Annotated in this window: 19 protein-coding genes; 9 read left to right on the top strand and 10 right to left on the bottom strand. The window is 68.8% G+C overall.

All coding sequences use genetic code 11. The features are described 5' to 3' along the window. The first annotated feature begins 364 nt into the window (after positions 1 to 364). The 5 genes from NBRGI_RS01830 (at position 365) to NBRGI_RS43300 (ending at position 6,345) form a co-directional block, all read left to right on the top strand. Positions 365 to 1,366, top strand: coding sequence for an asparagine synthetase A (locus tag NBRGI_RS01830; RefSeq protein ID WP_029892502.1), 1,002 nt, complete (start codon positions 365 to 367; stop codon positions 1,364 to 1,366). Further along, positions 1,363 to 2,637: a glutamate synthase-related protein gene (locus NBRGI_RS01825; RefSeq protein WP_029892501.1), complete on the top strand. Its 1,275-nt coding sequence runs from the start codon at positions 1,363 to 1,365 to the stop codon at positions 2,635 to 2,637. The genes NBRGI_RS01830 and NBRGI_RS01825 overlap by 4 nt, the downstream gene beginning before the upstream one ends. 29 nt (positions 2,638 to 2,666) lie before the next feature. Beyond that, positions 2,667 to 3,581 carry a ketopantoate reductase family protein gene (locus tag NBRGI_RS01820; protein WP_029892500.1) on the top strand — a complete coding sequence of 305 codons (915 nt, stop codon included), beginning with the start codon at positions 2,667 to 2,669 and terminating at the stop codon, positions 3,579 to 3,581. 263 nt (positions 3,582 to 3,844) lie between these two features. Then, positions 3,845 to 5,377, top strand: a complete 1,533-nt coding sequence (locus tag NBRGI_RS01815) for a glycosyltransferase 87 family protein (RefSeq protein ID WP_051727424.1) — start codon at positions 3,845 to 3,847, stop codon at positions 5,375 to 5,377. Then, on the top strand, positions 5,287 to 6,345 hold the full coding sequence (locus tag NBRGI_RS43300; protein ID WP_036557014.1) for a hypothetical protein: 1,059 nt from the start codon (positions 5,287 to 5,289) through the stop codon (positions 6,343 to 6,345). The genes NBRGI_RS01815 and NBRGI_RS43300 overlap by 91 nt, the downstream gene beginning before the upstream one ends. Before the next feature lie 19 nt (positions 6,346 to 6,364). Here NBRGI_RS43300 and NBRGI_RS01805 read toward each other — a convergent pair whose 3' ends face one another. After that, a complete protein-coding gene (locus NBRGI_RS01805) occupies positions 6,365 to 7,057 on the bottom strand; it encodes a hypothetical protein (protein ID WP_029892498.1) in 693 nt (230 codons plus the stop codon). Positions 7,058 to 7,080: 23 nt separating this feature from the next. After that, positions 7,081 to 8,115 (bottom strand): NADP-dependent oxidoreductase, encoded by a 1,035-nt coding sequence (locus tag NBRGI_RS01800; protein WP_029892497.1) that lies wholly within the window; start codon positions 8,113 to 8,115, stop codon positions 7,081 to 7,083. Between the two features lie 209 nt (positions 8,116 to 8,324). Between NBRGI_RS01800 and NBRGI_RS47945 the strand changes: the two genes are divergently transcribed. After that, positions 8,325 to 8,492 carry a hypothetical protein gene (locus NBRGI_RS47945; protein ID WP_158439743.1) on the top strand — a complete coding sequence of 56 codons (168 nt, stop codon included), beginning with the start codon at positions 8,325 to 8,327 and terminating at the stop codon, positions 8,490 to 8,492. Between the two features lie 165 nt (positions 8,493 to 8,657). Further along, positions 8,658 to 9,809: a lipase family protein gene (locus NBRGI_RS01790; RefSeq protein ID WP_235210818.1), complete on the top strand. Its 1,152-nt coding sequence runs from the start codon at positions 8,658 to 8,660 to the stop codon at positions 9,807 to 9,809. Position 9,810: 1 nt separating this feature from the next. Here NBRGI_RS01790 and NBRGI_RS01785 read toward each other — a convergent pair whose 3' ends face one another. The 7 genes from NBRGI_RS01785 to NBRGI_RS01755 all read right to left on the bottom strand — a co-directional run bounded on the left by NBRGI_RS01785 (position 9,811) and on the right by NBRGI_RS01755 (position 18,522). Next, positions 9,811 to 11,157, bottom strand: a complete 1,347-nt coding sequence (locus tag NBRGI_RS01785; RefSeq protein ID WP_029892495.1) for a hypothetical protein — start codon at positions 11,155 to 11,157, stop codon at positions 9,811 to 9,813. Between the two features lie 17 nt (positions 11,158 to 11,174). Further along, positions 11,175 to 12,014 carry an ABC transporter permease gene (locus NBRGI_RS01780; protein WP_029892494.1) on the bottom strand — a complete coding sequence of 280 codons (840 nt, stop codon included), beginning with the start codon at positions 12,012 to 12,014 and terminating at the stop codon, positions 11,175 to 11,177. Positions 12,015 to 12,051: 37 nt separating this feature from the next. Continuing rightward, positions 12,052 to 13,020: a daunorubicin resistance protein DrrA family ABC transporter ATP-binding protein gene (locus NBRGI_RS01775; RefSeq protein ID WP_029892493.1), complete on the bottom strand. Its 969-nt coding sequence runs from the start codon at positions 13,018 to 13,020 to the stop codon at positions 12,052 to 12,054. Next, positions 13,017 to 14,261, bottom strand: a complete 1,245-nt coding sequence (locus NBRGI_RS01770; RefSeq protein ID WP_051727423.1) for a glycosyltransferase — start codon at positions 14,259 to 14,261, stop codon at positions 13,017 to 13,019. Before NBRGI_RS01770 ends, NBRGI_RS01775 begins: the two co-directional genes overlap by 4 nt. A 30-nt stretch (positions 14,262 to 14,291) precedes the next feature. After that, complete coding sequence (locus NBRGI_RS01765; protein WP_029892491.1) at positions 14,292 to 15,638, bottom strand: hypothetical protein; 1,347 nt, start codon at positions 15,636 to 15,638, stop codon at positions 14,292 to 14,294. 31 nt (positions 15,639 to 15,669) lie between these two features. Further along, entirely contained in the window at positions 15,670 to 16,923 is a 1,254-nt protein-coding gene (locus NBRGI_RS01760) for a condensation domain-containing protein (protein ID WP_158439741.1), read from the bottom strand. A 168-nt stretch (positions 16,924 to 17,091) separates the two neighbouring features. After that, complete coding sequence (locus tag NBRGI_RS01755; RefSeq protein ID WP_029892489.1) at positions 17,092 to 18,522, bottom strand: condensation domain-containing protein; 1,431 nt, start codon at positions 18,520 to 18,522, stop codon at positions 17,092 to 17,094. A 430-nt stretch (positions 18,523 to 18,952) separates the two neighbouring features. Here NBRGI_RS01755 and NBRGI_RS01750 point away from each other — a divergent pair, with 430 nt between their 5' ends. Further along, positions 18,953 to 19,621, top strand: a complete 669-nt coding sequence (locus NBRGI_RS01750; RefSeq protein ID WP_029892488.1) for a DNA alkylation repair protein — start codon at positions 18,953 to 18,955, stop codon at positions 19,619 to 19,621. 10 nt (positions 19,622 to 19,631) lie between these two features. On the opposite strand, the gene NBRGI_RS01745 is transcribed toward NBRGI_RS01750, so the two are convergent. Beyond that, positions 19,632 to 21,332 carry a protein-arginine deiminase domain-containing protein gene (locus tag NBRGI_RS01745; protein ID WP_051727422.1) on the bottom strand — a complete coding sequence of 567 codons (1,701 nt, stop codon included), beginning with the start codon at positions 21,330 to 21,332 and terminating at the stop codon, positions 19,632 to 19,634. A 396-nt stretch (positions 21,333 to 21,728) separates the two neighbouring features. Here NBRGI_RS01745 and NBRGI_RS01740 point away from each other — a divergent pair, with 396 nt between their 5' ends. Beyond that, positions 21,729 to 22,346: a PepSY domain-containing protein gene (locus NBRGI_RS01740; protein ID WP_029892486.1), complete on the top strand. Its 618-nt coding sequence runs from the start codon at positions 21,729 to 21,731 to the stop codon at positions 22,344 to 22,346. Positions 22,347 to 22,355 lie beyond the last annotated feature (9 nt).

Raw genomic sequence — 22,355 nt, 5'->3', positions numbered from 1 at the left:
TCAAAGGGAAGCAGGAAACCCCGGCCACCTCGCATTCCGCAATTCGAGCGGAAATGATCTTGCGCATCAGACCCCCCGGACGGGGGGTGGACAGGGCGGCCTCCCAGGGGGAGAATGGGCCAGTGACCAGTGCATATGTAGCCAGTCCACAGGGAACGGGGGGTTCTATGAAAGTTTCCAAGCAATAGTTTCCCGCCAGCTACCGCGTAATCGGATATACGTTATCGCACAGCGGACCAATTGCATACGAGGGCACGGGCGAAAATAAAGGCGCAATCGCGGATCGACGGCTCGACGCTGGGGCTCGAGCACGCTTCCCCGATTATTCCGCTATACCCGCACGGACTATTGAACGGATCGAACTTTGCCTGAAACCACGGAACCAGCGAGATCGGCACTACCACTACCGCGCACGCATCTCACGTCGAAACGAACTATCGCCGCGCTGACGGTGCAGGCCCGTTTCCTGGCGGCCGCGCGGGAATTCTTGACCGCCGAGGGCTTCACCGAACTGCTGCCGCCCATCATCGGTCCGGTGACCGATCCGGGCGCCCGCGGCGCGAAACAGGTGGACATCGACTACTACGGTCACCGCTACAAGCTGATGACCAGCGGCATCCTCTACAAACAGTCGTCGCTGCTCGCCTTCGAGAAGATCTTCCACGTGGCGCCGAACGTACGTCTGGAACCACTGGAGACCGCGGTGACCCACCGCCACCTCGCGGAGTTCCATCAGCTCGACGTGGAGATCGCGAACGGATCCCGCGAGGACGCCATGGACGTGGCCGAGCGCGTGACGAAGTACGCGGTGGAATACGTGCTCAGCAACGCCCAAACCGAGCTGGAGGCGCTCGGCCGCGATCTCGAACAGTTGAAGCAGGTGCTCGCGGGACCCTACGGTCGCACGCGCCACACCGCCGCCGTGCAGCAACTGCGCGGGCTCGGCTACGACCAGCGCGATCACACCGAAATCGATTGGGCGGGTGAGGAAATCATCTCCGCGGCGGCCACCCGCCCGTTCTTCATCACCGACTATCCGAAGGGCTCGCGCGGCTTCTACGACAGCGAGAACCCCGACGAGCCCGGCATGCTGCGCAATTTCGACCTGATCTTCCCGGGCGGATTCGGCGAGATGATGAGCGGCAGCGAGCGCGAGTCGGACTACCGCACGCTGCTCACCCGGATGCGCGAAACCGGCGAGAATCCGGCGAAATACGAGTGGTACCTCACCCTCGCCCGCGAAGGTCTTTCGCCCAGTGCGGGTTTCGGGCTCGGCGTAGAGCGGTTCACTCGCTTCCTGGCCGGGTTGGACGCGGTCTGGCAGGCCACCGCCTACCCCAAGGTGCCCGGGGAGCCCCGACCATGAGTGTGCTGTCGGCGCCCGGTTTTCCCGAGCACGAGGTGCGGGCGCGGGCGCGGACGGCGGCGGGCGCGGTTTTTCCCGACGACGCGCACTACGGCTCCCGGCTGTTCGGGCAAGGCAGGGACCAGGCGCCGCGGCCGGGCCGCGTCGATGCGATCGACCAGGCTCGGCTGGTGCCGCCGGTCTTCGTGCCCCTGCGCGAGGAGAAGCTGTTCGACCTCGGCCGCGAGCCGCTGGCCGGCGACGTCGACCTGAGCACCACCATCGGCGGCCTGCGCTCGGCGTTGCCGGTGTATGTATCGGCCTTCGGCTCGACCGCGGTGGCCGACGGCGATCTGGGCGTGGCGGTGGCCGCACAGGCCGGCGCGGCCGGGGTGCCGATGGTGATCGGCGAAAACATCGTTCCCGTATCGGGTTACGGCCGGATGATGGAGGAAGCGCCGAGCTCGCTGCTGCGCCGGCTCACCGAATACACCAAACGCGCGGCCGACGACGCCGGTGGCGTGATCGTGCAGCAGAGCACCGAGGACGCCGACGCCGAGGTGTGGAACCTGGTGTACAGCGACCCGTCGAGCGAACCACTGCTGGCCAGTGGGCGTTTGGCGTTCGAATTGAAGGTCGGTCAAGGCGCGAAACCGGGGTTGGGCGGTATGACCCTCGTCCCCAGAACACGTGCTGCCGATCTTTCGGCCCAGTACGACATCGTGAATGTCTACGACACCGCCGACGCCCCGATGCTGCGCTGCGCCACCCCCGGCACCTTCACGCCGGAGATCCTGCGACAGCAGATCCGGTTGATGCGCAACAACTATCCGCGCTGCCGCGTCTGGGTGAAGCTACCGCCCGCCCGGGACGTGGGCGAGGCGGCGGAGGTCGCGTGGGCGGCGGGCGCCGACGCCGTGACGGTCGACGGCGCGGAAGCGGGCACCGGGTGGGCGCCGCACGGCTTCCTCGACCATGTCGGCCTGCCCTTGGCCGAATGCCTGCACCGGGTCGCCGGGCGTGATCGGCAGGGCCACAGTCTGCTGGTCTCCGGAAGGTGCTGGGAGGGAACCCGAGTCGTCAAATGCCTGGCGCTCGGCGCCTCCGCGGTCGGCCTGGGGCGGGCCGCCCTGGTGGCCGCCGACGAGAACGCCGATCATGGACTGACGAACCTGCTGTCCGCGTTCGAATTGGAACTCCGGCTGCTGATCAGCGCCCTCGGGAAATACCGGGTCACCGACGTGGCGGCCGAGGACATCTGGTTCTCCGCGACCGACGAAAGGATCCCATGAACGCAGTGCAGCCAGGCACCATGAACACAATGTCGCCATGGCGGGTGGCGGTACTCGGCCCCGGCGGCGTCGGCGGACTGGTGGGCGCGCTACTGGCGCGGACCGGGCACCGCGTGCTCTTCCTCGGTGGCGAGGCGACCACCGCCGCCGTGCGCGAACACGGAATCCAGGTGCGCAGCAAGCTCTTCGGCGACTTCACCGCGAAAGCCGACGCGGATACCGAGCTGCGTGAACCTGTCGACCTGTGCCTGGTGACGGTGAAACAGAATGTGCTCGGCGACGCCGTCGAGCGGGTCTCCCCCACACTGCTCGGCGACGGCCTGGTGGTGCCGCTGCTCAACGGCATCGAACACCCGGCCGCCCTGCGTGGGCGGTACCGGCCGGAACTCGTGGTGCCCGGGGTGATCCGAGTGGCCTCGACCCGGGTCGCCCCCGGTGTCATCGAGCACGGCAGCCCGTTCGTGGAGATCGATCTGGCAAGCGCAGCAACGCCTTCCGAGCGTCTCGCCGCACTCGCCGCCATGCTGGACGAGGCCGGGGTGCAGGCCACGGTCCGCCCGGACGAAGCCGCGATGCTCTGGGGCAAGTTGTTCTTCCTCGCACCGTTCGCCCTGCTGAGTACGCGCCACCGGTGTCCGGTCGGCGAGCTGCGCACCGCGCATCGCGGCGAACTGGTCGACGTCGTCACCGAGATCGCCGCGGTGAGCCAGGCGGCGGGCGTGCCCGCCGACGTCGAGGCGGCCCTGCGGTTCTACGACACCTTCCCGCCGGAGGCCAAGTCATCGATGCAGCGCGACGCCGAGGCCGGTCGGCCCTTGGAGCTCGACGCCATCGGCGGCGCACTGCTGCGCATCGCCGCGCGGCACGCGGTGCCCGCTCCGCTGACCGAGCGATTGGTCACCGACCTGACACCGCTGAGCGACGGGTCGGCGTCCGCCCGCTGACCCACACGGCCGGCGACTGGGTAGCCGGCCGAGCAGCCCCCTCCGACCTCGTCGGAGGGGGCTGTTTCGCGTGTGGCGCGCTAGGGCCGAGCGCTGCTCGAGTACCGGTCCAGCCGGCTTGCGAAAGATGCGGTTAAAGTATCGGGGCTCTACTACGAATACCCAGCGTGTGTCACCGTAGGAATAGGAGCTCGAATTGTTGCAGGCAGGTCAGTTCCCCGCGATAGCGCATCCGTTCCGCCGCACTCCGCGTCCCTAGACCGTTGGCCGTCGAGGAGAAGGTTTCCCGCGCGGACAATGGCGTCGGCACCGTGACGTTGGCGCTCTGCGCGCTTGCCGCCGTTGCCGTTCTGGTCTGGCATGTCTACGCGCTGCCGATCGGGAACGGATATTACGGACTTTTCGGCAACAACGTCGACCTGTGGGTATACCGAGCGGGCGGTGACGCCCTGTTACACGGCAACGGACTCTACGCCGGGCCGGTGTTCTTCGAAATGGAGTTCACCTACACCCCCTTCGCCGCGCTCGCGTTCGTGCCGCTCACCTTCCTGAGTTTCGGCGTGACCGAAATTCTCTGGTGGATCGCGATATTCGCGGCCCTGGTCGGCATCGTCGGCTGCTGCCTGCGCACCCTCGGCTATCCGAATACCCGGCGTACCTGGGTTTTCGCCGTACTGCTCGCGGTGGTGTGCACCTCGTTCGAGCCGGTGCGGACCACCATCTGGCTGGGCCAGATCAACATCTTCCTGGTGTTACTGGTTCTCTGGGACCTCACGCGCCCGCGATCCGCGTCGCGCGGCATCGGCGTGGGCATCGCTGCCGGAATCAAGCTGACCCCGGCCTTCTTTCTGGTCTACCTCGCGTGCACCCGTCAGTGGCGCACCTGGCGAGTCACCGCCGCGACCCTGCTGGCTACCGTCGCGATCGGTTTTCTCGTGCGGCCGGCCGATTCGTGGAGTTACTGGGGTCAGCAGTTCACCCGGTCGGGTCGCGTCGGACTGGTCGATTCACCGGCCAATCAATCCGTGAACGGGTTTCTCGCGCAAATGCTGAGATTTTATGACGTGCAACGTTTCTCGTCGCCGCTGGGCACCACGACGGTCTATCAGCCGCCGCTGTGGATGTGGCTCGCGGTGACCGTTCCGGTGGCCGCACTCGGAATGGCGGCGGCAGTAACCGCTTTCCGCCGGCGCAACGAACTACTCGCGATCACCCTGACCGGAATGACCTCGGCCTGCGTTTCCCCTTTCTCTTGGGGACACCATTGGGTCTGGTTGGTGCCGCTGTTCGTCCTGACCTTGCACCACGCCCGCACCGCGCGGACGAAATGGCGTTTCCTGCCCGCCGTCGCGGTGCTGATACCCAGCTTCTGCTGGTGGTGGAACTATTGGGGCGGCCCAGCCCAATTGGAAGCACCGCACCCCATCGGCATCGGATTCTTCATGCTCCCCCGCGACGCCCCCGAATGGTGGATCCACGCCCTGGTACCGCTCTATTCCGGCTGCTATCCACTCATCCTGGTAGCAACCGCCGCCTGCGTCCTCGCCGCGGCAGGCCGAAGCGGCGCAGCCCGGCCGAGACGTCGACCAGGTCCGCCCGGCGGAACATCTCCTGATCGAACCGGCTCGACCCGATTGAAAGCCGCTGGACGGGTTACTGTTCAGACGGTAGTGATTCGGGGCTCGGTACGAGGAGATCCAACGCCATGCTGGTGCTCAACGGCGCTCGGGACGACATGCCGGAGCCACAACGGCTCGTCATCGACTGGCTGCACACCTGGACCGGGCCGTATCTGATTCCCGGCGTGGCGATCTCGGACTACTCGCTACCCGAGGGCCCGGCGACCGGCCTGCTGGTGATCACGCCGAACGCGTGCATCGTCATCGCCGTCGAGGGAATGCTGCTGAAGGAGAGCGGCGTACTGCGCTGCCCCGCCGAAGAGCGCTGGCAGCTGACCGGTTTCGACGGTGACCCGGTGCGGGTGCCAGCGGGCGACCCGAACCCGCTACCGCGGGTACGCGCCGCGATGGACAGCCTGGCACAGCATTTGGCCAGTGCGGCGGATATCGACACGAACGTCACCGGGCTGGTGCTGGTGCTGCCACAGGTAGGCACCGCCGTCACGGCAGACCCAGGCGGACCGTTGCCCGCGGGGATCGAGGTGCTCGCCGGGGAACTCCGGGAACTGCGCGGCTGGTTCCGCACCACCGCCCGCCGCGAGATCGCCTGGACCGCCGAACAGGTGCGAGCCGCGTTGGCGGCGTTGCACTTCGCCGATGCGGTCACCGTCGCCCAGTTGGCCGCCGAGGGATTCCGCAGCGCCGAAGCGGACAAACCGCCCGCACCGACGCAGGCTCCCCCGGTCTCCCCGGGCCCGCCGCCGACCCTGCCCGGCTCCGCCGACGCCCCGCCGCCCGCGGAACCGATCCCGGCGCCGCTGTCGACCACCGGCGCGGCGCGCGCCAAACGCCCCGTCGACAAACCCAAGTCCGCCAAGACCGGCTCCGCCAAACCTCGCCCGAACCGCGGCCCGCTACTCCTGGCGATCGGGGCCGTGGTGGCAGTGCTGATCCTCGGCGGCGCCATCTGGCTTTTCGCGAAATCGGGTCCGGCCGTCGGTCCGCCCGGCACCGGCGATCACAGTGTGACCGAGCCGCCGCCGCAGCTGCCGATCGAGGTCCCGCCGCCCACCTCGGAGCCCATCACCGAAGCGCCGGCACCACGTACCCCGCAGGGCTGCTTCCCCTTTCAGCCGGACTGCTGATCGGCCGGCCTGCCCGGTATCAGGCCGGGTCGGTGATGAGGTGGAGGTAGGCGGTGTCCAGGGGCATGTCGACGGCGAACCAGGCGGCGGGGCGGTCGTCGTCGCGGGGGCACCATGCGGTGGCGATGCACAGGCGGGCCGCTTCGGCGGGGCTCAGGTCGGGAAGGTGCCAGGCCACGCGGGCCGGGTCCGCGTACCGCACGCCGTAGTCGGCGCTGCTGTCGTCTTTCGGCAGCAGGCGCGCCCATCGGTAGGGAAACAGCCGGCCGTCCTTCGCCTGCATGGCGAGCAGCTCGGTGTCGGGACCGCCGATCGACACCATGAAATGCTCGTTCTCGACACTCACCGCCGCGAGGCATTCGCCGGAGTCCGGGCCGCCGTACGCGTCGGCGGGCAGGTCGGTCAGTTCGGCCACGACCACCAGCCCCGGCACTGTCGCGTGCGCCTGCACCTGCCAGATACCGGCCCACACCGGTATCGGCGCGCCACCGTCCCAAGGCGTCACGTCGACACTGCCGAGCAGCAGATCGATCGTGGCGGCCGCCTGTTGCCACCGATGTAGATGCGTGCCATTGGGTAAGCGCCACAGCGCATTCGATTCCGCGGGCAGTGCTTCCGACCCGATCCGCACGGAGAACTCGACGGTGCCGAGCGGCGTGTCGACCACGGCGGGTCGACGGTCTACCTGAGCCAGGTCGTCGGTAGGAAGCATGCGCCCATCATGCAGGTCCGGGTTCAGGCCGATTCGACCCGCACGAGTTGCTTGCCGATGTTGCTCCCTTCGAACAGACCACGCAGTGCCGCGGGCGCGGATTCGAGACCGTCTACGATGTGCTCGGCCACGACGATCTTCCCCGCCGCATGCCACCCGGACAGTGCGCCGAAGGCCTCGGGGAAACGGTCCACGTAGTCCAGGACGATGAAACCTTCCATCCGCGCGCGCTTCATCATCAACTCCGAGTAGTTGCGCAACGCGTACGCCTCGCCGCCGGCGGTGTAGCCCGAGGCGATGCCGCCGCACAGCACCACCCGGGCCCGCATCGCGAGATTCGCCAGTCCATCGTCGAGGATGCTGCCGCCGACGCTGTCGAAGAACACGTCGATGCCCGCGGAAGCGGTGTCGGCCAAGCGTTTCCGCACGTTCTCGCGCTTGTAGTCGATGGCGACGTCGAAACCGGCGTGCTCGATGAGCCAGGCACACTTGCGCGGCCCACCTGCGATCCCGATCACCTTGCAGCCCAAGGCCTTCGCGATCTGTCCCGCGACAGAGCCGGTGGCCCCGGCTGCGGCGCTGACCACCACCGTGTCGCCCGCCCCCGCCCGGCCGATGTCGACCATGCCGAAGTACGCGGTCAATCCGGTGACCCCGAACAGGCTCAACATCAGCTTGGGGTCGACACCGCCGGGCACGATGTTCGACCCGAACAGTCCCTGCCCCGAAGCCACGGCGTAGTCCTGCCATCCGACCATGCCCGCGACCCACACACCGACCGGATAGTCCGGATGGTTCGACGCGACGATCTCGCCCACGCCACTGCCGCGCATCACCGTGTCGAGCGGCACGGGATCGATGTAGTTGTCGCCGTCGTTGAGCCAGCCCCGCTGGGTCGGGTCGATGCCGAGCCAGTGCACCCGCACCAGCGCTTCGGCCGGGCCGATCGCCGGCACGGGTGCGTGCAGCAGCTCGAAGTCGCTGTCGCGCACCACATCTACGGGACGACGTCGCAATATCCATTGCCGGTTACCGAGTTCGCGGTGGACAGCAGCCATGTCACCGAGTGTGTCAGTGCGGGCAAATCCTTTTGTGACCACCACCAGCATCGGTGCGGCCGGGTTGTGTCGGCGCCAAAGGTTTCCCACTTTGTGGACAGTCGGCTCGCGCACCCGGGCGTGCCGTGAAAACATCTGCGCCAGTTGGCTGCCGGAGTGCGGGGACCGGGACCGCATCGTTGTACAGCCGAGAATTCGAGGGAACGACAATGCTCTTGTGGGCAACCATCGCAGGCGCCGCGCTCATCGTGCTGCTGCTGCTCGCCGCGACCGCGCGGGCCATGGATCCGCAGAGCCGCGCCGAACGCCGTCGCCGCCACGACCCCGTCCCCCAGCAGCAGTGGCCGCAGACCCGGCATCCCGGTTCACGCCCGTAGTCGACGCGAGCCAGCGGAGTCCGGGCACGGGTCGGCCGACCGAACACATGCGCACCGGGTAGCCTGCGGATAGCTCAGTGATCTTCTGACCTGTAGGCAGCTGCCGGATCGGCAGCCGGGACGGAGTTGTCCCGGCGCGGACGGCAATCCCGGCGAGGAGCCCGGATGACCGTTGGATGTGTGCGACCGCTCGCCGCGCTGGTGCTGGCGGCACTGATGCTGGTCGCGGGCTGCGGGAGCGAGAAGAGCGAGCCTGCGGCGCCTCGGCCCGGGCAGGTGATCGAGACCCGGCCGCTGATGGTCGGCGACGCGCTCGCCGCCGCCGGTACCGCCACATACCTGCGCTACCTCTCTACGGCGGCCTCCGGACAGCCGATCGAGGTGTCCGGCGCGGTCTTCCTGCCCGCGGGACAGGCGCCGCCGGGCGGCTGGCCACTCGTCGGTTTCGGCCACGGCACGGCGGGCGTCACGCCGCGGTGCGCCCCGACCGGCTCGCCGAACCTGTTCGGCGCCGCCACCACCGTGACGGAGTTGCTGCGTGCGGGATACGCGGTCGCCATGACCAACTTCCAGGGCCTCGACGGTCCGGGCGCCGCACCGTATCTGGACTCAGCGAGTTCGGGTTACAACGTGCTCGACGCGATTCGTGCGGCGGGACACCTGAAGCTGCCGCTCTCGGATCAGGTTGCCCTGCTGGGTGTTTCGCAGGGCGGTCGCGCGACCGAGGCGGCCGCGGAGTCGGCCCCGAGCTACGCCCCGGAGCTGAAGCTCGTCGCCAACGTGCTGATCTCCCCCGCGCTGCGGCTGTCGATCGCGTCGAACATCGATGCCGGAACCCTGAGCACGGACCAATACATGGTCCTGCCGTATGTCGTGTCCGGAATCCGCGCGCAGCGACCGGACTTCGGCTTCGACCAGGTACTGCACGGCCAGTTGCTGGCCGCCGCACCGGCTTTGGCCGCCCGCTGCACCGGCGACGTGCTCGACAGCGGCGTGGCCGCCACGCTGACCCCGGAGCAGGCCCGGTTCACCGACGCCGCCGCGCGCGCCGTCGTCGTCGACTTCCAGAACCGCACCGAGCTGCCGCAGTCCCAGAGCACGGTGCCCACGCTGCTGCTGCGCGCGAACCGGGACGTACTCGTCGAGACGGCCTGGTCCGACGCCGCGGCGGCGAACATGTGCCGCAAGGGAATCCCGTTGCGCGACGTGGTGCTGCCCGGCGATCACAACGGCTTCGAATCCGGGGGCGACCAGTGGCAGCCCTGGCTGGCCGACCGCTTCGCGAACCGCCCGGTGCAGGGTTCGACCTGCGGCTGACCTACCAGAAGGCCGGGTGCAGGCCCCAGGCGGCGAACTCCTCCTCGACGAAGCCGCGCAACACTTCCCGGGACGGAAAGTGGTCGGGGTCGGCCGCGGTGACCGCGAGGAACACCTGGTCACCGTCGCTGCACCAGGACATGTTCAGCCCGGCCTCGGTGCGCCGGTACAGCTCGGTCTCGGCTTCCTTCAGCATGGGTCGCAGCAACACCGCGCGGGCCCGGTTCGCGCCCAGGTTCAGCAGCGGTCCCGCTGCGCCACCCAGGTTGGTGCACAGGCACAGCGGCGCTTTGGACGTGCGTGCGAGTTTGCGTGCCACCGCGTCCGGGATCACCATCTGCAACGGTTGCAGGTGCTGCAGCGGCGGTACCCGATCGGGATCGTCATACGCGGTGATCGCGGCCTTGGTCGCGGACCGGATCGCGCCCAGATCGGCGAGTTCGCCTTTGCGATAGGGCACGCTGATCGGGATGCCGGTCGTCGCGTTACCGCGCGGATCGCCGGGCACGCGCAGCGACCGCGGGATCTCGATGCGCGCCAGGTCGCCGTCGCGGATCCGGCCGCTGCGCCCGAGCACGCCGAGGGCCGCGCCGAGCATCAACCCGTTGGCGGTGCCACCGTGCGCGGCGGCAGCTTTCTCCCATTGCGCCAGTGGAATATTCAGGATCACTTCGGCCGGGTGGTAGCGCTCCCCCAGGGGCACCACGAGGTCGTCCGGCCGGGGCGGGCGGGGCGGCTCGGTGATCCCGCGTGCCCGGAACGCGCGCACGATTCCGGTGCCGATCGCCCGCAGCTGTCCTGCCGCGTCGGCCAGATTGCGTCGCCACACCCCGTTTTCGGGTGCATCGCCGACCAGTGCGCCCGAGCTGTCCGCCCGGCTCACCGGCAGCTCGGCGGCGACGCGCGCGAGCGCGTCCCCGATCGCGCCGACCGCGCCGCTGCCGTCCGCGGCGATATGCGAGATCACCAGGGACAGCACGTGTCCGGTGCCGTACGGCGCGACCGAAAGCCGCCAGAGCCGGCCGGTCGCCGGGTCGAACTCGACCTCCGCCTGATCCGCCAGCCAATCGACCAGCGAACTGTCCTCGACCCGATCTTGCTGCCAGACCAGCGGAATCGAGGCGTGGGCCGGCTGCCACCAGGGACGCGCCAGCGGAATGCGCGAGGTGACCACGCGCCGTGCGAGGAACCCGGCGGCGAGATGGGCGTGGAAGGCCTGCACCACCGCGCGATCCACGGGTCGATCGAACAGCAGCGCGAACTGGTTGACGATGACGGAGCCGAAAAGCCGGTCCACTCTGCGAAACAGGTCGTCGTCCGGGGTGAGGCGATTCATCGGTGTGGGCATCGGTGTTCCTTCCGCGATCAACGTGGACGCAGCGCTTTGTAGGTCAGCGGCGCGAGCACCACCACCACGATCAGTGCCCCGATCAACGACCACCACGCGTCGGCACCGAACCGGCCGGTGTCGGCCAGCGTGCGCACCGCCGATACCAGCCGCGAGACCGGGTTCACCGCCGAGACTCGGCGCAGCCACTCCGGCATCGCCGCCGTCGGCACCAGCGCGTTGGACACCAAGGTGAGCCCCAGCAGGATCAGCGTCGAAATACCCTGCACCGCTGTCGGTCTGGCGACGGTCACGCCCACGTAGGCGAAGATCCAGCTCAGTGCCACGGTCACCAGCACGACGAGCAGCACCGCCACCGCACATCCGATCGGGTGCTCGGGCCGGTAGCCCATCACCGTCCCGACGAGCACCACGATGACCGCCGCCATGCCGTAGCGGACGATCCCGGCCAGCAGCGCACCGATGATCGGCGCCAGCCGCGCCAGCGGCATCGCGGAAAAGCGCTCGTGCACACCGGAACTCATGTCCTCACACAACTGGACACCGGTCGCGACCGAGGAGGTGAGCACGATCTGCACCAGCACGCCGGGGATGAGGGTCGGCAGGTACGCCTGCAGACTTCCGGCCACCGCGATGCCGAAGATGTTGCCGAACAACACCGGTCCGAGAATGGGCAGCAGCGCCGCATCGAACAGCAGTTGCGGGCTGCGCCGGAAGATCAGCAGACCGCGCAATGCCATGATCAGCGACTGATAGACCGCCGCGCGGGTGCTGAGGTGGCGGACCCGCGGCCGTCGATCGATCACCGGTTTCTCGCGCGCCTGGTCGGCCGCCGCGCCTGCCGTCACTACCGCCATCGCATCCTCGATTCCTGAGGTTCCAGTGCCCGCGCCATCAGACCGGCGCTCCGTGCGGTGCTTGCGCCCGGTTGGTCAAGGTGAGAAACACTTCATTGAGTTCCGGCCGATCGACCCCGAAGCCGCGTAAACCGACACCCGCGCGGCGCAATTCGGTCAGCACCACGGTCGCGGTGTCGACATCGCGCAGCGGCACCGAGATCGTCGCGCCCTCCGGGCTGATCCGTACCGCGTTCCCCGCCAGGCGTTCCGCGATCAGGACCGCGGTCTGCACGCCCGCTTGGTCGAGCAGGTCGAGCCGGAGCACGTCCTCGCCGACGGCCGCCTTGAGATCGTCGGCACTGCCCTCGGCGACCACGGTGCCGTTGTCGATGACGGCGATCCGGTCCGACAGCATGTCGGCTTCCTCGAGGTACTGCGTGGTGAGCAGCACCGTCACACCCTCGGCGACCAACGCGCGGATGGTGTCCCACATCCGCATCCTGGTGTGCGGGTCGAGCCCGGTGGTGGGCTCGTCGAGAAACAGCAGCGGCGGCGGAATGATCAGAGAGGCAGCCAGATCCAGCCTGCGCCGGGTGCCGCCGGACAGTGTGCGCGCGGGCCGGTTCTGCGCCGCCGTCAGCTGGAACTGGTCGATCAGTTCCGCGGCCCGCGCGTTCGCCGCCCGCCGGGACAGGCCGAGCAAGCGGCCGAAGATCTGGAGATTCTCTGTGGCGGAAAGGCTTTCGTCCACCGAGGCGTACTGCCCGGTGAGCCCGATCATGGACCGCACCGCGGTCGCGTCCGTGGCCACGTCGTAGCCGAAGATGCGGGCGCTGCCCCGGTCGGGCCGCAGCTGGGTGGCCAGCATCCGCACGATGGTCGTCTTACCCGCGCCGTTGGGACCGAGCAGCGCGAACACCGTGCCACTGGGCACCCGCAGATCGATCGCGTCGACCGCGCGCACGCCGCCGAAAGACTTGCCGAGCCCCTGTGTCTCGATCGCGATATCGGTGGTGGCGGTCATCGAAGTCCCCCTGCGTTCGCGGCGCCTGCCGATCGAGCGGATAGCGCCTCGAGCAGATCCGCCGCCTCGTGCACACCCGCGCCGCGAAATCCGGTGGCGAACCGAGCGGCACGCGCTGTTACTCCGGGACCCGTCACCTGATCCAGCGCGGCCGCGAGCTTCGCCGTGGACAGGCGCGAAAACGGCAATGCCACACCGAGGCCCAGCGCCTGCACCCGCTGGCCCCAGTACGGCTGATCGGCCATGAACGAGCACACCACCGCGGGCACGCCCGCCCGCAGCGCCGCCGCCGTGGTGCCCGCCCCGCCGTGGTGCACCACCGCGGCGCAGCGCGGCAGCACCGTCGCATGGTCGACGCTGCGGAGCAGGGCGTACTCCGCGGAGTACTCGCTCTGGGCAGCGGTGGCGCCCGAGACGAACAGCAACCGGCGGCCGACCTCGCGGCACGCGACCCGCACCTGTTCGATCGTCGCGTCGATATCCGGAACCGGCATCGAACCGAAACCCACGTAAACCGGAGCAGGCCCGGCCGCAAGCCAATTCGCCAAATGCGGATCGTCCGCGGCCGCGTCGCCGGGCGGTTGGGTGAAGAAGCCGGTGAACGGCCGCTCGGGGCCCCACTCGTCGCGCAAACCGGGGAACAGGCGATCGTCGTAGGCCTGAATCGCGATGTCGGGCAGTGCCGATCCTCGCGGGGTCGCGCCGTACAGCTGCTCGACATCCGGCGCGATCGCCCACGCCCGCGCCGCACCCAACGCCGACCAGCAGCGTCGATTCAGTGCGCCGGGCAGCTTCGCGCCGAACCCGTTCGGCACCACGGGAACCGCGCGGTTGGGCCGGATCGGAAAGTAGTGCACCGCCGCGAACGGGACCCCGGCGCGCGCGGCCACACCGCGCGCCACCTCCTCATTCGCCATCGCCCCGACGATCACGTCCACGTCGGCCGCGGCGGTCAGCAGGTCATCGGCCATCTCGGCGAAGCCCTGCCGGTTCACCGCCCGCAACGCGCGCACCCGGGCGATCGGCCCGCCCTGCCCGGCGTTGTCGAACTGCGCCCGCAGCAACTCGTCGGTGTCCAAGCCGAAAGGCGTTGCGGGCACCCCGCTCTCGGCCGCGAGCCGGACCAGGTTGGGCGACACGGTGAGCCGCACGTCGTGTCCGCGCCCGATCAGCTCGCGCGCCAACGCGATACCGGGCTGCGCGTCACCCCGGCTGCCGCCGAAGGCCAGCAGTGCTTTCATCGACTCACCTCATGTTCTGGGCATGGCCCGTTACAGGAAGACCGGGGCGAGCCCGTAGCCGTCCAAAACCGATCCGACCGCAGCCGAGAGCTGTTGCCGGTCGAGCGGGTGCGGCGGATGCAGCCCTTGGATCCGCAGGCAGATGGCGTCGTCGGACGCGACGAAGCCGCCGAACAGGTATCCGCCGCACCGGTGGACCTCGTCGAGCGCCTCGAGCCGCTGGGTGATCAACCCGAGGCTGAAGATGCTCGCCGGGACGCCGGCGACGGTGCGCACGGACGGATCCGGGCAGGTGACATACGAACAGCCGGTGGTGACCTGATCCTTCGTCAGGTCACGCGCGAGCTTGCGGAACACCGAAGGCGGCAGTACCAACGCCAGTTTCAGGAGCGCGTCGTATGCTCGCCCATCCGACTCTCGACGCTGCAGCTTTCGTTTGACCTCGGCCCTGATTTCGGTGAGGTCGTCGTTCGCGCCGGTCCGGTCGACGACGAGATCGATGGCGCCGAGTGCGTTTCCGCGGGTGTCGTGCTGCGGCTGCCGGATGCTGACCGGCATCGCGATCCGGGCCCGACCCTGTTCGTCGGTGCGACCGACCCGCGTCGCCAGCTCGGCCATCACCGCGACCGCCAGCGACGCGTCGTTTCCGCCGCGCGCCTCGGCTTGTTTGCGCCACTGCTCGGCGGGCACCACCGCAAGCACGAACGGCAAGGTGAAATCGGTGTGCGGCGTTGCGGTCAGCGACGCCGGCGGGGGTGCCGCCGACCCGTGGTGCGGCTGCTGCCTGGACTCCCGGATGAACCGCGCGACCGTGGGCACGGCGGGCGCCAGGGCCGCCAGCCTGCGTACCGCGGCGAACAGGTCGGAGACGAACAGCCGGAACCGGCCGACCCGGTCCGCTTCGAACGACCACGCCCGCGGCGAGGACGCAGCGGCTTCCTCGAGCGCCCGAATCAGTGCCAGCCCGTCGGTCAGGGTGTGCGAAACCAGCAGGGAAACAGCGGATCCGCCGTCGTCCAGGGTCGTCACCGACAGCCGCCAAGCCGGGCCGCCGTAGGTGTCCAGCTCGCCGCGGGCCCGCTCCGCGATCCAGTCGGTCACGTGCTCTCTGGGCAGCGCACCGGCATAACGCTCCACCGGCGCGAACGCGTGCGCGCGCACCCAGCGGTCGCCCGCAGTGCCGATGAACGGTGTGGCGGCGACCCGGCCGAGCACGCCGCGCTGCAAGAGCCGGTGGAACCGGTCGAGCGTCGCATCGCTGAGCGCGGTGTCGAACAACCAGATCGCGTGGATCGACACGGTGTCCGAGCGCACCTGTGTGCGTGCGCTGGCACAGTCCAGATCCGCCATGCGGTGCGGCACGATCACTCCGACCATCTCGGCCCTCCTTCCGATCGATGTGCCCGCGTCACTGCCAGATGCCGGATATCGCGGCGAGCGGGCACGCACTGCGGTAATCCCCGGTCTCGGCGATCGAGACCAGGATCCGGCGCAACCGCTGCACGTACTCCCCGGCCTGTTCCCAGGTTTCCGGCAGATCCGGCGCTCCGATGCAGACGAAGTATTCGGTGGTGTTGCGCCCCAACCAGATCGACACCGTCGAGGTGGTGCCGTCGGCGGTCAGGATGCGGGTGTCGGCCTCCGCGCCCAGCGCCTCGTCCACGGTGCGCAGGTCGAGCAGGGTGACGAAACTCGGCTCCCGGGTGACCAGGTCGGCGCCGTACCCGCGGGCGAACAACTGCGCGATCGCACCGTGTGCGGGCAACCGCGACATCTGCCTGCCGCGCTCGAGCGCGTCCCGCGCGAACGGCAGCGTCGCCGCGAAGCTCGGCACCGGCGGCAACTCGAAGGAGACCGGGACGAAGTTGCAGAACCAACCCTGCGCGGTGCGAAAGCGCGCACCGAAGCGGGTGGACAGCACGTTCAGCGACCAGTAGAACTCGCTGCCGGTCGTTTCGAAATCGGCCAGCGCCAGCACGCTGAACATGGCCGTGGCGACGCTCGCACCCGTGCGCGCGAGCGCCTGATCGAACGCCTGAACCAGTTCGGCGTCGAGCAGCACCGAGCCTTCGACCCGGCGGCGATGCCGTTTCGGCGCGGGACCGCCGCGCTCGATCGGCGAGACCGGCAGCCGAAAGTCGTTCTCCGCCAGCACGTCCTGCCAGTACGGATACAGATCCGCCGCGAGCGCGTCCGAGGCGCGGGCGCGTTCGTCGGTCGCGTAGTCGGTGCTCGACCCGCCCGGGCCGGGCCAGGCCGCGGCGCGGCCCGCGGTCCTGGCCCGATACCGCTCGGTGAGTTCGAGTGCCGCCAAGGCCTGCGACATGCCGTCGCTGAAGGCGTGATCGACGGCGAAGACCACCTCGAACCCGTCCTCGCCCGGCAGCACGGCGAACGCCGCGCTCGGCCATTGCAGCGGCGAGGACACGGCGTCGAAGTAGTCGGTCAGCGCCACGGCCCAATCGCCCTCGGCCCCAGCCAGTTCCCGCGTCCCGAAGTGCACATCCTCCGGTGCGAGGATGTGGCGGACGCAGCCCAGCGCGGTCGGCTCGAACCAGGTGCGCAGGCCGTCGTGCGCCCGCACGAAATCGGTGATCACCACCGTGAGCGCCGCCAGGTCCAAGGCACCGGAGAGTCCGCGTGACCATGCCCAGGTAGACACCGTCGGATACGCCGCCCAGCACACCGTCCAGGTGGTCCTGCTGCAAAAATGACGGCGGCACCGCGGAGGTCGGCGCGGATTTCGCGGCTCGGGCGGTCGCGGCGGTGGGCGCCACGATGATCGGGCGGCGGGTCGGCCGCAGCGCGAAATCCACGCCGCCGATGCGGATCACGCGGCCCCGCAGCCGACCGCGGCGTCGATCACCTCGGGTGCCGGGACCGCGCCGCCGGCGAATTCGCGTAAGCTGCCGACGAATTCGCCGATGAACCGGTCCATCTCGGCGAGCGGGAACGCGGCCGGGAAACGCGTCGAGATGTTCAGTCCGTCCACGGTGCGCCCGACCCAGAAATAGACCTCGTCCGGCGAGTACGACTCGGCCCGCAGCAGGCGGTGACGCAGGCTGCCGATCGTGTCGACGCCCGGCACCCGGCGCATGTCGACGAACGACACACCGAAGCGTGGGGTGTCGGCGATCTCCAGCAGTTCACAGACCGGTCCGGCGGGCACCATCGTCAGCGGCCGGACCACCTTCAGCGCAGCCGCGGCATCGTGGAGTGCGGAGTCGAAACTCTGGTCCGGGCCCACCGTGATCGAGAGCGGCACGATGTTGACGAACCAGCCCATCGACTCCGCCCACTGCGCGCTCGGGCGGGTGGCCACCGGCATGATCGTCCGGAATTCGCTGTTGCCCGAAACGCGATACGAGGCATAGGCCAGTGCCGCGAATATCACGGCGGTGAGCCGGTAGCCGCGGGCGGTCGCCGCCGCCTCGATCAGGTCGGATTCGGGATTGTCGAGCAACCAGCGAGAAAAGCTGTTCTGCTCGGTTTCCCGGGCCGTGTCGTGCACCACCGAAGGCAAGGGCGGGAAACTCGGGAACTTTCCGTCGCAGGAATCGAAGAAATTCCGCCACGCCAGCGTCGCCGGGCAGTCCGCGGTCACCGTCGCCGCGGCCTGACGCTCGAGCACCGCGTAATCCGCGGAACTCGCGCACGTGGTGAGGGCTTCGATGCGCGAGCCGTCGAGCAATGCTCGGTACAACGCGCGGAACTCGTTGATGATCAGCGCCTGTCCGTAGGCGTCCATGACCGAGTGGTCGGCGGCGACCAGCACCGTGAAATCGTCGGTGTCGCGGTGCTCGATGGTCGCGACCAGGCAGTGCGGCCAAGCCGCCGGGGACAGCCGCCGTTCGAACTCGGCCGACAGGTACGGGCCGAGCTCCTCGCCGTCGGAGACCGTGTCGACCACTTCACGAATGACCTTGACCCCCAACGCCGAACAGGTGAACCGCTGCGGCCGGGCGCCGGGCGCCGCCACCCTCGCCGTGGTGCGCAGGCCCTCGTGCCTGGCGTGCCAGACCCAGATGAGATCGCGTACCGCCCGCCGGTCCAACGGCGCGTCCATCTCGAATATCGTCCCGATCCACTTGCCGCGACCGGGCCGTTCGTCGAGCGAATCGAATTCCCCGCAATACTTCTCGTGCTGACTCGTCAGCGGCCGATTATCCAATTCCCAGGCCTCGGCGGTTTCCGCCTCCGTATGCCACAGGGTGAGATTTCCCGATCGGATGGGGAAATCGGACAGGCAGGTATATTCCATTTCGCCCTCATCTATCGATCATCCTCGGACAACTTCGCCGGGCCGAGGAGGGTGGCAGATTCAGAGATGATCACGCGTGAAATGCAATTCTTGGTACCGCTCGATGAGGATATAGCACGATCCGACGGCCCAGCAGCGTGATGCGCGTCACCCGTTTGCCCTGCGGAAACGCATTCGAAACCATTTTTCAGCAATGTTTCAGCTCATTCGGATATGCCGGACCCTTGCGACTATTTGGACATTTCCGCAAACCCCGCTGCACACCCCGGGTCGAATCACACCTCCACCAGGTTAATTCTGGATGAAAGGATTGGTTTCCGGTCGCCGAGCGTGACAGCAGTACGGGGAGACCGGGCACCCGCGGGCGACCCGTGCGCGATCGTGGGTATCTTCGACCGCGACTGATCCCCTGGACGAACGGGAGGCCGAGGTGGGCGAGACAGCGGTGGCCGACGTGCTGGCCGAGTTGGCCGGCCTGGAAGATCCGAAGATCCGGTCCGTCAACGAGAAGCACGGCGACGAGCACGGGGTGAACCTCACCCAGTTGCGCGCCGTGGCGAAGCGGCTGAAGACGCAACAGGATCTCGCCCGCGAGCTGTGGGCCACCGGCGATGCCACCGCCCGGCTGCTGGCGACCCTCATCTGCCGTCCCACAGCGTTCGAGCGCGACGAGCTGGACCGCATGCTGCGCGGGGCGCGCGCTCCCAAGGTGCACGACTGGTTGGTGAACTACGTGGTGAAGAAGAACCCGCACGCCGAAGAACTACGCCGGTCCTGGCTCGCCGACCCGGACCCGGTGGTCGCGAGCGCGGGCTGGGCACTGACCACCGACCGCGTCGCGAAAAAACCCGATGGTCTGGACCTTTCGGGACTGCTCGACGTGATCGAGGCGGACATGAAGGACGCACCCGAACGCCTGCAGTGGGCGATGAACCACTGCCTGGCCCAGATCGGCATCGAGCACGCCGAACACCGCGCCCGGGCGATCGACATCGGCGAGCGCCTGCAGGTGCTCGCGGACTACCCGACACCCCCGAACTGCACGTCGCCGTTCGCCCCGATCTGGATCGCCGAGATGGTCCGGCGGCAGGGCGGTTGACCGGTCGTCACTACGGCGCTGTCCACCGCTGCTCGATCTGGCGCAGAACATTGGACCCGCAATGGATTTCGCCGCCGCCCAGGTGGAGCGCCGCCCAGTCGTCCACATAGCGCACCGTCAGTCCCACCGATCGGTAGACCTCGGTGACCGCCGCTTCGAAGACATCGCGACCGTCGACGATCGGGCCCCACTGGCGGGGAGCGACATAGTTCGAGGCGTTCAGCAGCACGCCGTTGACGGCGCCCGGGTAGAAGGCAACCAACCCCTCCGGCGCTTCCGGGACACCACCGGATTCGAAGAGCCCCGGGATCCGGACGAACTCCTCCGGCCGCAAGCCGACCTCGCGGACCAGGCGCTCGACGTTCTCGTCGATCTTGCGGGCGGCGACTTCGTTTCGTGTGACGAACTTTTCCTCCGCCAGCACCTCATCGATGGTGCGATCGGAGACACCCGGGCGCGACAGCGCCCGCTCGCCGCCGTGCCCACCGCGCTGCTGTTCACGCAGGATCTCCAGCCCACGCCGGGGATCGGAGACGGCGGGCCGCCAACCGCGACCGCCGGTCGTCGGCAGGAACTGGACGAACTCGTCGACGTGACCGACCACCAGCCACCCGGCGTCCAGCAGTACCGGCGCCTGAACCTGCTGCGCGGCAAAGAACTTCTCCAATTCCTCGCTGCGTACGGCGGGGTCGTCCGCGTTGCCGGTGCCGATGATCACCCGGCCGGTGGGAAACTCGCGCCCGTTGTGGGTATGCGGCGGGACCGTTTCGACGTTTCCGAACGCGTCCACCAGCCGGTCGCCGAAGCCGCCGAGCTGAATCGCGCCCACGCCCGGGCCTTTGAGGTCGAACACGGCGCGGCCGCCCTCGCGCTCTGGCTGCGGCGAACGGATCGCGATGCGCAACGAGACGTTCTTGCCGCCGGGCCCGGGCATCGACACGTAGCCGATCTCCACGAAGTCCTGTCCCCAGGTGTCGGTGGTGCGCATCCGGATCAGCGGTGTGTCGATGCCCGAAGCCTTTGCGGCCGCGGCGAATTCACTCACGAACTGCTCGTGCGATCGATCGTCGCCGCTCTCGGGCACCAGCACCGACTGCGCGGGCTGGGTGTGGTTGTGCGCGACGACGGGCGCCACGCGGAGCACGACATCGTCGGCCTCGGTGCGGGCGCCCCGCCGGACGGTGAACCGGACCGTGACCGCGCCGTCCCAGATCGCCTTGTCGCGCACCACGTCTCGGGCATCGACACCGAGGGTGGCACCGTCTCGCAGCTCGATCTCGGTCAGGTTCGTGTCGGGTCGCAGCGGTACCCACGCGTCCTGTCGTTTGGCGAATATCCGGATCTTGTCCGCTCCGGCGCCCACTGCCGCCACCTGTCCCGTCGCGTCGGCCGTGCCGCCGATCGGCATCGTCACCAGCGGCGCCAGGTATTCCGGTGCGCGCGCGACGTCGTCGGCGGCGTCATGGCAGGCCGCCAGCTCCGCATCGGGGAGCCGGCTCGCGCTCGACGGGCAACGCCGCGTGACGTCGCCGATATTCGGCAGGATGATCGCGCCGTTCGACTCGGCACCGGTGTCCTTGGCGTCGACGACCCCGTCCCGATTGCTGTCGGCCCGGATCTCCGCGGCGAACCGATCCGCGGTGGGCGCCGAGCAGCCGGACAATGCCACCGCGGCGACGCCGGCGAGCAGCCAGAACCTGCGATATGCCATGCCACACTCACTTTCGGTGTCGGGGAGGGCGTCCGCCGGCCTCGACCGGCATCGGCCGGCCCGGTACGTCGCCACCGAGGCAGCGCTGTGGCATCCGAGGCCGGCGGACGGAAGTGACCGGCCGTGCCGCGCACGGCGAAACCCGAGGGGGGATAGCTGGTTTCGCCGCCCTGATATGCAGGGTCCCGGCCGATCACTGGCTCCCACAGTAGGGCCCGCACGCACTCCCCCACACCCGTCGACCGGGTGTTTCGACCAGCCGACTGGCTGGTGCGGGATCCCTCGCCTGCGGGTTTACCACCGCATCAGCCGGGCAATCGAGTTCTGTCGTGGCGCCACCGCCACCGATTCTCGGCGCATTCCGATGTTGACTTGTTCGAGCAGGAGGAATAGCGAATGAAAGCAGTACTGATCATCCCGTTCGCGGCCGCCGTGGCCGTGGCGACCGTGGCCTGCGACGATGACGGGTCGCCGGCCGCGACCGGTACGACGACGGCAGTACCGGCCGTGAGCAGCTCGGCGCCCGCGGGCACCGATACCGCGCGCGTGGACCTCGCGAACCACACGTTCCCGATCAGCGCGCAGAACGCCCTGGAGGCGGCCCGCAAGAAGTTCGACGGCACGTTGACAGGCCTGGAGCTGGAACCCGAGGGCGTCAACACCCGCGACACCTACGTGTACAAGGTGAAACTGACCTCCGACACCGAGAAGTACACCGTGCAGCTGACCGCCGACGCGGGCACGGTCGTGACCGAACACCGGGAGAACCTCGACGCGGACGAGCAGCGCACCGAACGCACGCGCGAGGCGATCAATCTCGACGCCGCCGTGCCGTTGCACGACGCCATGGCCACCGCGACGAAGGCCCGGTCCGGCCGGGTCGAGAAGTGGAAGATCGAGGGCAAGGACAACGCGGCCCAGTACGAATTCGACATCCAGGCCCCCGGCGACACCGACGAGGACTACGAAGTTCAGGTCGACGCCTATACCGGGCAGCTCAAGACGGCCGGATAGCGCGCCGGG

The organism is Nocardia brasiliensis IFM 10847, from assembly GCF_000710915.1.
GTDB classification, from domain to species: Bacteria; Actinomycetota; Actinomycetes; order Mycobacteriales; family Mycobacteriaceae; genus Nocardia; species Nocardia brasiliensis_A.
The sequence above is the reverse complement of the archived record's forward strand: the minus strand, read 5'-3'. Positions and strand labels throughout refer to the sequence as shown.

Coding starts and splice junctions, on each gene's coding strand:
- NBRGI_RS01745 (WP_051727422.1), bottom strand. CDS start 21,332: ATGGCATATCGCAGGTTCTGGCTGCTCGCCGGCGTCGCCGCGGTGGCA.
- NBRGI_RS43300 (WP_036557014.1), top strand. CDS start 5,287: ATGCTGGTGCTCAACGGCGCTCGGGACGACATGCCGGAGCCACAACGG.
- NBRGI_RS01805 (WP_029892498.1), bottom strand. CDS start 7,057: ATGCTTCCTACCGACGACCTGGCTCAGGTAGACCGTCGACCCGCCGTG.
- NBRGI_RS01820 (WP_029892500.1), top strand. CDS start 2,667: ATGTCGCCATGGCGGGTGGCGGTACTCGGCCCCGGCGGCGTCGGCGGA.
- NBRGI_RS01790 (WP_235210818.1), top strand. CDS start 8,658: ATGACCGTTGGATGTGTGCGACCGCTCGCCGCGCTGGTGCTGGCGGCA.
- NBRGI_RS01775 (WP_029892493.1), bottom strand. CDS start 13,020: ATGACCGCCACCACCGATATCGCGATCGAGACACAGGGGCTCGGCAAG.
- NBRGI_RS01780 (WP_029892494.1), bottom strand. CDS start 12,014: ATGGCGGTAGTGACGGCAGGCGCGGCGGCCGACCAGGCGCGCGAGAAA.
- NBRGI_RS01740 (WP_029892486.1), top strand. CDS start 21,729: ATGAAAGCAGTACTGATCATCCCGTTCGCGGCCGCCGTGGCCGTGGCG.
- NBRGI_RS47945 (WP_158439743.1), top strand. CDS start 8,325: ATGCTCTTGTGGGCAACCATCGCAGGCGCCGCGCTCATCGTGCTGCTG.
- NBRGI_RS01755 (WP_029892489.1), bottom strand. CDS start 18,522: ATGGAATATACCTGCCTGTCCGATTTCCCCATCCGATCGGGAAATCTC.
- NBRGI_RS01785 (WP_029892495.1), bottom strand. CDS start 11,157: ATGCCCACACCGATGAATCGCCTCACCCCGGACGACGACCTGTTTCGC.
- NBRGI_RS01825 (WP_029892501.1), top strand. CDS start 1,363: ATGAGTGTGCTGTCGGCGCCCGGTTTTCCCGAGCACGAGGTGCGGGCG.
- NBRGI_RS01800 (WP_029892497.1), bottom strand. CDS start 8,115: ATGGCTGCTGTCCACCGCGAACTCGGTAACCGGCAATGGATATTGCGA.
- NBRGI_RS01765 (WP_029892491.1), bottom strand. CDS start 15,638: ATGGTCGGAGTGATCGTGCCGCACCGCATGGCGGATCTGGACTGTGCC.
- NBRGI_RS01770 (WP_051727423.1), bottom strand. CDS start 14,261: ATGAAAGCACTGCTGGCCTTCGGCGGCAGCCGGGGTGACGCGCAGCCC.